Origin of the sequence: Streptomyces sp. BBFR51 (assembly GCF_044591655.1) — a bacterium.
Taxonomy (GTDB): domain Bacteria; phylum Actinomycetota; class Actinomycetes; order Streptomycetales; family Streptomycetaceae; genus Streptomyces.
Window position 1 is genome coordinate 8,713,501 of the sequence record NZ_CP172448.1, and the last position, 8,263, is coordinate 8,721,763.

Genomic DNA, 8,263 nt, shown 5'->3' on the forward strand with positions numbered 1-8,263 from the left:
CGGCGCCCGCCACGCGGGCCGTGTCGCGGGCCAGGACGCCCGGCGTGCCGACCTCGGCGGCACACTGGGCGCGCAGACCGTGGAGGCTCTGACCCTGGCCGGTCTGCCTTCGCACTTCGTCCCGTCCGCCAGGGGAGGCGACGAGGGGGGCTTCGCCGCCCTGCTGGCCGATGCCGCCCACATCGCGGAGCACTGCGCGTCGGCCGCCTGGTGCGGAGCACTGTGGGCGGCGCACGGACGGTTCGCCGCCCACCTCCCCGAGGCCGGTCAGAAAGAGGTCTGGGAGACATCGCCCGCGACCCGCATCGCGGCGGCGATCATGCCGCCGGCGGGTGAGGCCCGTCGCGTGGACGGCGGCCGGTACGTGCGCGGCACCTGGCAGTTCGCCAGCGGTATCCAGAACTCCCAGTGGATCCTGGTGGCGGCGCCGGACATCGAGGCGGACCACCGGACCGCCCGGGTCTTCGCCCTGCCCCGCCAGGTGCTGGCCGTGAAGGAGACCTGGGAGAGCACCGGCCTGCGCGCCACCGGGACCCACAGCGTGAGCGTGGACGACGTGTTCGTCCCCGACCGCCGCTCCTTCCTCCTGGCCGACCTTCTCGTCGGCTGCCCCGCCCCCGGCCGGGCGAGGTGCCACGCCGTGCCCGCGCAGTGGGCCGGCGGGCTGCTCCTGGCCGCCACGGCGCTGGGCAGTGCCCGCCGCGCCCTGCGCGAGTGGACCGGCTGGGCGCTGCAGCCGGCCGCCGCCACCGGGCTGCCGCGCACCGAGACGGCAGCCGTGCGCACCACCCTCGGCACGGTTCCCGCGCACATCGACGCGGCCGACCTGCTGCTGCGGCACGCCGCGCTCCGCGCGGACACCTCCGACGTCACCGACGAGATCACAGCGCTCAACCAGCGCGACGCCGCGGTGGCGGTCACCATGCTCTCCGACGCGGTGGAGCGCCTGGTCCGCACCGGCAGCCATGTCGTGCGCACGGACGGCGAACTGCAGCGAGCCTGGCGGGACATCCACACGGTGGCGGCCCACGGCGCCCTGCAGACGGATCTGGCCGCCGCCGCTCTGGTGAAGGCACTCACCACACCCGCAACGCTGCCGTGACGCGACCGGCGCCTCGCGTCCCGGCTTCCGCCGTCCGACCGTCCTGATCCACTTCGTCATCCACTTCGTCATCCGCGTCGTTGTCCGCGTCGTTGTCCGCTTCTTTCAGCTGCCGCACCTGCTTCGGACACCGACGGAAACGACGATGTTTCCCGGTTGCTTTGAGATCACCTGCATCGAGGGGGAGTTCGTATGCACGGCACCACCATGCTCACCGCCCGCACAACCCCGGTCGCCGACCGGGTGCCCGGTCACCTCGTCCACAAGCGGGACTCGGGCGAGGTTCTGCTCGCCTCGTGGCTGCGACCTGCGGACGAGGAATTCCTGATCGACGCGGCATGGCCCCGCCAGCACACGTTCTACGCGCCGCAGCAGGGTCACTTCGACCCGCTCCTGGCGATCGAGGCGGTCCGCCAGTCCATCCCGCTGATCAGTCACGCCGGGTACGGCGCCGCCAAGGACGACCGGCAGTCGTGGCAGTCTCTGCGCTACTCGCTGAACGCCTCCGCCCTGGCCATACCCGAGCAGGACGAACGGATACCGGTCCTCATGCATGCCGTCTGCACACCAGGAAGGCGGCGCTCCACGCGGCTGGCCGGACTGACGATGTCGGTGGCCCTACGGCGCGGCGACACCTCGATCGGCTCCGTGCACACGGCCTTCCACAACCACTCCCTGCCGCTGTACCACCGCCTCCGCGGCGGAACCTACGCCGACCTGGAGGCGACGACGAAGCGGGCCGCGGCCAACCCGCTCCCCCAGCCCTGCACCCCGGCGACCGTGGGCCGCGCCCACCACGCCGACGTCGTGCTCTCCCCCACCGCGACACCCCGGAAGAACCGACTGCGCATCGACCTCGACCACCCGATCCTGTTCGACCACCCGGTCGACCACGCTCCCGGGATGCTCCTGCTGGAGGCCGCACGTCAGGCCGCCCACACCGTCGCCGGGCCGCGCCCCATGGTGGCGGTGGCGATGGACGTCGCGTTCAACCGCTACACCGAACTCGACGTCCCGTGCTGGATCCGCACGGACCCACTGCACATCGGCCCCCAGGGCCGCCCCCGGTTCCTGGTGACCGCGACACAGAACGAGAACACCACCTTCGTCGCCATCGTCACGATGGAACCCGTACCGGGCACCTGACCTCACCGGGCCGCCGGGTACGGCGCCGTGTGCACCGTGCCCGGCCGACGAGGTGAGAATCGCATGACGTGCCGGGGTTCGAGGGCCTGCGCCAGGCCGGCGGCGCGGGTCCTTGCAATGACGCAGTTCGGCGGCGGCTCGGGACTCAACCGGAGGTCCGTGGTGCGGGCCACGGACCTCCGGTCGTTCTTGAGCGGTTGTCAGCTGCCCAGCTTGTCGACCGCCTGGTAGTAGGTCCACGCCGTCGCGTTGCAGGAGGTCTTCTTCACGCCGCTGTAGGCCGCGCAGACTCTCTTCAGATCGGCGTAGAAGGCGTTGTCCAGTCGCGCCTTGTTGGCGGTGAAGGTGCCTGCCGCCTTGTAGTTGCGGTAGCCGAAGTCGTGGCGGGCACAGGACGTCTGGAACGGGAAGCCGAAGGGGTTGTCGGGGGACGTGGAGCAGTAGTCGGTCGACCAGTTGAAGGCGTAGGCGCTCCACGTGCCCTGGTTCGCGCGAGCCGCGACCCAGGCGTTGTAGCTGCCGGCGCTGGTCTGGGTCCAGCTGGAGAGGACCTGGGCCTTGTCCGCCGGCGCGGCCGTGGCGGGTGATGCGGCGAGGGTGCCCAGGGCGATGGCTGCGGACAGCACGGCGGTGGGGACGAGTCGACGGCGCACGTGTTCCTCCTGCGGATCGGTCGGTGGATGTGCTCAGCCTCGTGGCGTTCCGCCGGTGCCGGGGGCCGCTCGGCGCCGCTCTGGGGTCACTCGCGCGGGAGAGTGGGAGGGGAGGGGGAGAACTGTGGCGGGCGGCGGCGGGGGTCTGTGGCCGCACGGGGTTTGGTGCCGGCGCCAGTGGGGTGCCGAGCGGTGTGTTTCAGGGGTTGCGGGAGCTGCCGGCGGCGTGGTGGCCCGCCGACCGCCATGGGGGCACACACTTTCGACGACCCTGCGGCTGTCCCCACCCCGCCCACGGTGGTCCACCGGCTCCCCAGGTGATCGGGAATTCATACGGTCGTCTGCACGGTGAAGAAGACGGCGGGACCGTCTACGGCGGTGAGCTGCTGCCGCCTACCCCGGCCGAGGAAACTATCCCGCGGCCGCGTACCGGGACGCCCCGGCGCTCGCTCTGGGTGATGCGCTGACCGACTCCCATCCGGGCCGGCTGACCATCGAATCGAACCGGGCCCTGGCGCGGCAGGTCCGTACGTACACCTATACGTTCGACGATCGCGAGACCCCCTGGTACGCGGACGAGGAGACGTACCCGAAGCCGTCTTTCCCGGTGGAGCCGCACACCTTCGAGTTGCCCTACCTCTTCGAGCTGGAGGAGATCCGCCCGCACGTGGTCGCGGTTCGCCCGTACCGGTACGACCGACTGGGCTCCGGGCACGCCGTCGTCGGCGAACGCGCGGTCCTTCGCCTCGGGCCCGGACGGCTTGCGGTCGGTCGGTCTCGCCGAGGAGTACCGGTTCGGCTTCTGGGAGTCCCTGCCCGCAGCCCGGTCCTGAGTGCCCTCGGACCGTTCCTGCAGCGTTCCTCCAGGACGCCTCCCCCGGTCTTCCAGACGCGGCGGACAGGATCGGGAGCATCACCACACCGGAGGTCGACCATGACGACACCAGTAGCGCCGCTCGTTCGTCCCGGGCGTGTGCGCGGCACAGGACACGAGGTGCTGATCCCGGCTCCGGCGGACCTGGTGTACGGCCTGGTCGCGGACGCCACCCGCTGGCCCTCCCTGTTGGGTCCGAGCGTCCATGTCGAACCGCTGGACTTCGACGGCAGGACCGAACGGCTGCGCATGTGGGCGCTGGTGGGCGGGCGCGTCCACGGCTGGTACTCCAGGCGGGTGCTGTCACCGGCGGCCGGGCGGGTGGACTTCCGGCAGGAGTCGCCGACGCCAGCCGCCGGCGTGGTGAGCGGCTCCTGGACTGTGGAGCCCGGCCCGTCGGCCCTTACGCGCCTGACCCTGGCGCTGGATGTCGCGGCGGACGGCGGCGGGGTCGGCACGGAAACGGCGCGCGGGGCCGTGGACGACTTCGCCCGCGCGATGCTGGAGGACGTGCGGCGAGCCGCGGTGGACCGGTCCGCGACGGGCGGGGTGTCGTCGCCGTTGTCGTTGTCGTTCGAGGACTCGGTCCGCGTGAACGGTCCGGCCGAACTCGTCCTCGACTTCCTCTACCGGGTGGGCGACTGGCCCGGCGTCGTCCCGCACGTCGAGGCGGTGCGCGTGGTGGAGGACGCGCCGGGAGTTCAGCGGGTGTCGGTGGACGGCTCGACGCCGGGCGGCCCGAGGCACACCAGCGAGTCGGTGCGGATGTGCTTTCCGCACGCGGGACGCATCGTGTTCAAGCAGACGGTTCCGTCTCCGCTGCTGAGGAGTTGCCGCGGCGAGTGGTCGGTCGTCCCGGACGAGAGGGGCGCGACGGTCGTGGTCCGGCACGGTGCGGTGCTGGACGAGCGCGGTGTCGGCCGTGTCCTGGGCGAGGGTGCCGGGCCGCGAGAGGCCCGCGCCCATGTGCGGGCCGTGCTGGGGGACGCCGGCGTGGCGACGATGAACCTGGCCAAGCGGCATGCGGAGTCGGCGGTACGCATGCTCGGTGTCCGCCCGCTGCCGTCCCAGGGAGCTGACCGCGCCCGATGACCACCACGACCGGGGCTTTTGGACCGCGTCACCGGGGACGCGTCCGGTGACGCCCGGTCTGGCGACGCGCGGCTCGGCTGGAGTCGCTGCTCGCAGACCCGTGTTCCGGCGGCAATCCGCACGGGCTGAGAACCCTGTTCGCCGCCGAATTCGTGCCCGTCGAGGACGGGGGGCGGCTCATGCGTGCCAAGGCCCTCGGCGAGAACGTCGTCGTTCCGCTGCGCCGCGCAACCTGATCCGTCCCAGGGAGCGTGCCTCATTGACGTCAAAGCAATGAGGCACGCTCCCTGGGCCGTCCTGATTGACCTGGCGCACATGTGGGAGACGAGATCGGGGCCCCGCCGAAGAAATTGGGGGGCCCGATCGGACCGGCGTCTCGTCGTCGGCCCGTGGACCGACACCCCCAGCCCACCGCCTGCTTCACCAGCGCGGCGATCTGCTTCTCCACCGCGGGTGTCACCTTCGTCAGGACGAAGCCGGCCCACCCGCATATGGCCGTCGTCCAGGTTCGCCTGATCGCTGAAGCCGAGCGCCGCGTAACGCGCCTTGAACTTCGCCGCGCTCTGGAAGAAGCAGACGATCTTGCCGTCGAATGCCCGCCTACGCTCGGCCATGGCCCGGTCCGAGTCCTGCATTTCGGCGATCTTGGCGAGCACGTCCTGCGCCGCCAGTGCCGCCTTGTCCGCACGCGAGCCCGGTCAGGGCCTCCAGTACAACATCCGCCACACGCACAGCCCTCGGCTGCACGGCACGGCCCGAGCTGTTCCGGGACGGGACGCGTCCTACGACGACGACAGGACCTGGCGCCCGGCCCGCTCGTAGGGGCGGGGCCGGACGCCCTCCTGTGCACCGTGATGTCAGAAGCTGCTACGGGGTGCGCGTGCTCCACTTCTGGTTGGGTGTGCCGGAGCACTGCCACAGCTGCAGTCGTGCTCCGTTGTCGGTGCGTTGGTCGATCACGTCGACGCACTTGTTGCCGGACTGCGGGTTGGTCAGGTCGTGCGCCGCGTTCAGCCGGAACTGCTGGGCGCCCGAACCGTTGCACGCCGTCCAGTTGATGACGGCACCGCTGTTCGTGGCGCCGCCGCTGACGTTCATGCACTTGCCCTCGGACCGCACGGTGCCGTCGACGAACTTCCACCGCTGGTAGGACTCGTTGTAGCAGTCCCAGATCACCAGCTTGGAACCGGTGGCCGCACCGGGGCTGTTGGCGATGCCTATGCAGCGGCCGGAGGCGTGGCTGTAGATCTGCACACCGCCGGACCAGGAATCGCCCGATGCCGACTGGGACGTGTTGTTCGACTTCGCCCCGGAGCCGGAGGATGTGTCACCGGACGTGCCCCCGGAGCCGGGGGAGGCGGCGCCCGAGGTTCCTCCGGAACCCGTGGCCGACTTGCCCGACCCCTCCTTCACGGTCGTCGGTCCGCCCCCGGCCGAGGGTTTCTTCCCGCCACCCGACGTGCCAGCCTTCGGCGTCACCGTCACGGTGACCGGCTTGCCGTCCGGGCCTTCGACGGTGACGGTCTTCGGCTGCGCGCCGGCGCCTTCGGCCTTGGACGTGTGCGGCGAGGACGGCGAGGGCGACTCCGAACCGACCACGCCGGGTGCCGCCCCCGCGGCCAGACCCTCCAGGACTGTGCCCGGAGTGGCGCCCGGACCCGGCGAGGACCGCCCGTCGTCGCCGTCACCACCGCTGATCATGAAGGGTACGGAGATCAGCAGCGCGCCGACGATGGCGGCGCCCGCGAGCAGGCTCTTGTGCGGGCGCCCGGGGAGGGCCTTGACCGCCGTGCCGGCGGAGTCGCCGGTGGCACCGTCGGATCCGGCGGCCGTGTCCGCGTCCTCAGTCGTGTCCGCGGTTCCGGTGGAGGTGTCCGCCGATGCAGTCGCCTTCGGGTCGGTGGACGTTCGGGTTGCCGGTTCGGCCGTCGGCGACCGCTCCGCGACGTCATCAGCCGACGCCTCCGAAGCGACGTCCGCCTCCTCGGTCTCCTGGGTCTCCTGGGTCTCCTGGGTCTCCTGGGTCTCCTCCCGTTGTACGGGTTCTTCGGGCTCGGCTTCCGGCTCGGCCATCGCGGAGGGCACGGCGGACCGCCCGGTCGGCGCCGCCGAGGTCAGGATGCGTTCCGCCGTCGTCGCGGCGGACCCCGCCTTCTCCTCGGCTTCGCTGCCGCCCTCGGCCTCGGCCTCGGTCCGAGCGCAGGCCACGGACGTCTGCTCATCGGGAGAGTCGTGGGGTCTTGAAGTCGTCATGACACCTTTCCGGTGGGGTCGGTGTGACACGTGGATACGACACTCTGGTGTGACACCGCGGTCGAGCCCGGCTGGTGTGCCGCTTGTCGCGCATTGTCGACTGTGTCGACTGCCGGTGACCCGCCCGGTGTTCAGTCGCTGATTCTAGGGTTTGAGACACCTACCCTGACACACCTGTCCCCGGGTCAAACCGCGTGTTCCTCAGCCGGCGCCGCCGCTCAGAACGTTGACGAGGTAGTCCTGGGTGGAGGCAATGGTCGCTCCGCCGCCGGATTCGTGTTTCTCGCCGGTGTTCTCCTCGGGTTCGGCGCCTGATTCTGGCTCGGATTCCACGACCGGACCTGGCTCGGGTTCTGACTCGCCGACGGCTTCCCGCCCGAGGTCGGGCTCCTGCTCCGGCTCCTGAAGGTGACGTGCCTCGTCGGGCGGCTCACCCGCACCGACGTCCGCAGGCTGCTCGGACACCGCGGCGAGCTGCTCCGGTGCGACGGACATGCTGACCGGCCCCGCAGGGTTCACATACAGTTTCAGGTTCTCGCCGAGGTCCCGGACGAGGTCCTGGACGGCCAGCGTACGCCCCGCATAGCGGCCTTGCGCCCGGAGTTGCGCGTCCGAGGTGAAGACCGGGACCACGGCGCCGCCGTCGGGGCTGCAGGCCGCTACAGGGCTTCCGTCGGGCGTGAGCAGGACGCCGACCTCCGCTCCGGCGAGCAGCCGGAAGACATCCTCCTCGGGACCGTATCCGGTGGCCGCGAGCTGTATCGCCTCGTCGACCGGGTCGGTGGGGTCGGGCCAGCCATTGGCACTCGGCGAGGGCCGGTATTCCGGGTTGTCCTGCCATGCCACCACCTTGCCGTCGGCGTCGGAGCGGTACTGCCCGACCACCGCCCAGTTCGGTGGCGCTTCCTCCCCCCGCCAGGCGGGATCGACTATGCCGAACCAGTGGTCGGGGGCGACCCGGGCCGCTTCCTGAATCTGCGGCGGAACCTCGGGCAACTGCTCCACGGGCAACAGCTCCTCGCCCACCGGTGACGTTGGCTCAGTTGCGTCGGTCATCTGGTTCTCAGCCCTTCAGGACGATGCGGTGCGTGTGCGCACGGCTGCCGGCCGCCTCCGGACGCGTTCACGTGTGTCAGTCGATAC

At 71.1% G+C, this 8,263-nt stretch carries 7 protein-coding genes and 1 pseudogene; 4 read left to right on the forward strand and 4 right to left on the reverse strand.

The genetic code is table 11. The features are described 5' to 3' along the window. Window positions 1-79 precede the first annotated feature (79 nt). Together ACGH7X_RS39670 and ACGH7X_RS39675 are read left to right on the forward strand one after the other, a co-directional pair. Window positions 80-1,102 carry an acyl-CoA dehydrogenase family protein gene (locus ACGH7X_RS39670; RefSeq protein WP_399895571.1) on the forward strand — a complete coding sequence of 341 codons (1,023 nt, stop codon included), beginning with the start codon at window positions 80-82 and terminating at the stop codon, window positions 1,100-1,102. A gap of 192 nt (window positions 1,103-1,294) precedes the next feature. Then, the gene (locus ACGH7X_RS39675) at window positions 1,295-2,248 is read left to right on the forward strand and encodes a ScbA/BarX family gamma-butyrolactone biosynthesis protein (protein WP_399895573.1); all 954 of its coding nucleotides are present in this window, start codon (window positions 1,295-1,297) and stop codon (window positions 2,246-2,248) included. 200 nt (window positions 2,249-2,448) lie between these two features. Here ACGH7X_RS39675 and ACGH7X_RS39680 read toward each other — a convergent pair whose 3' ends face one another. Then, window positions 2,449-2,901 carry a phospholipase gene (locus tag ACGH7X_RS39680; RefSeq protein ID WP_399895576.1) on the reverse strand — a complete coding sequence of 151 codons (453 nt, stop codon included), beginning with the start codon at window positions 2,899-2,901 and terminating at the stop codon, window positions 2,449-2,451. Between the two features lie 934 nt (window positions 2,902-3,835). Here ACGH7X_RS39680 and ACGH7X_RS39685 point away from each other — a divergent pair. Next, on the forward strand, window positions 3,836-4,867 hold the full coding sequence (locus tag ACGH7X_RS39685; protein ID WP_399895579.1) for an aromatase/cyclase: 1,032 nt from the start codon (window positions 3,836-3,838) through the stop codon (window positions 4,865-4,867). A gap of 409 nt (window positions 4,868-5,276) precedes the next feature. Here ACGH7X_RS39685 and ACGH7X_RS39690 read toward each other — a convergent pair. Beyond that, a pseudogene (locus tag ACGH7X_RS39690) lies at window positions 5,277-5,562 on the reverse strand (hypothetical protein); the annotation flags it as partial. Here ACGH7X_RS39690 and ACGH7X_RS39695 point away from each other — a divergent pair. Next, entirely contained in the window at window positions 5,546-5,689 is a 144-nt protein-coding gene (locus ACGH7X_RS39695) for a hypothetical protein (protein ID WP_399895582.1), read from the forward strand. The pseudogene ACGH7X_RS39690 and the gene ACGH7X_RS39695 sit on opposite strands and share 17 nt — an antisense overlap. Before the next feature lie 45 nt (window positions 5,690-5,734). On the opposite strand, the gene ACGH7X_RS39700 is transcribed toward ACGH7X_RS39695, so the two are convergent. Both ACGH7X_RS39700 and ACGH7X_RS39705 read right to left on the reverse strand, forming a co-directional pair. Next, window positions 5,735-7,120, reverse strand: a complete 1,386-nt coding sequence (locus tag ACGH7X_RS39700) for a ricin-type beta-trefoil lectin domain protein (protein ID WP_399895585.1) — start codon at window positions 7,118-7,120, stop codon at window positions 5,735-5,737. 201 nt (window positions 7,121-7,321) lie between these two features. Beyond that, entirely contained in the window at window positions 7,322-8,146 is an 825-nt protein-coding gene (locus ACGH7X_RS39705; protein WP_399895587.1) for a type VII secretion system-associated protein, read from the reverse strand. Window positions 8,147-8,263: the final 117 nt, after the last annotated feature.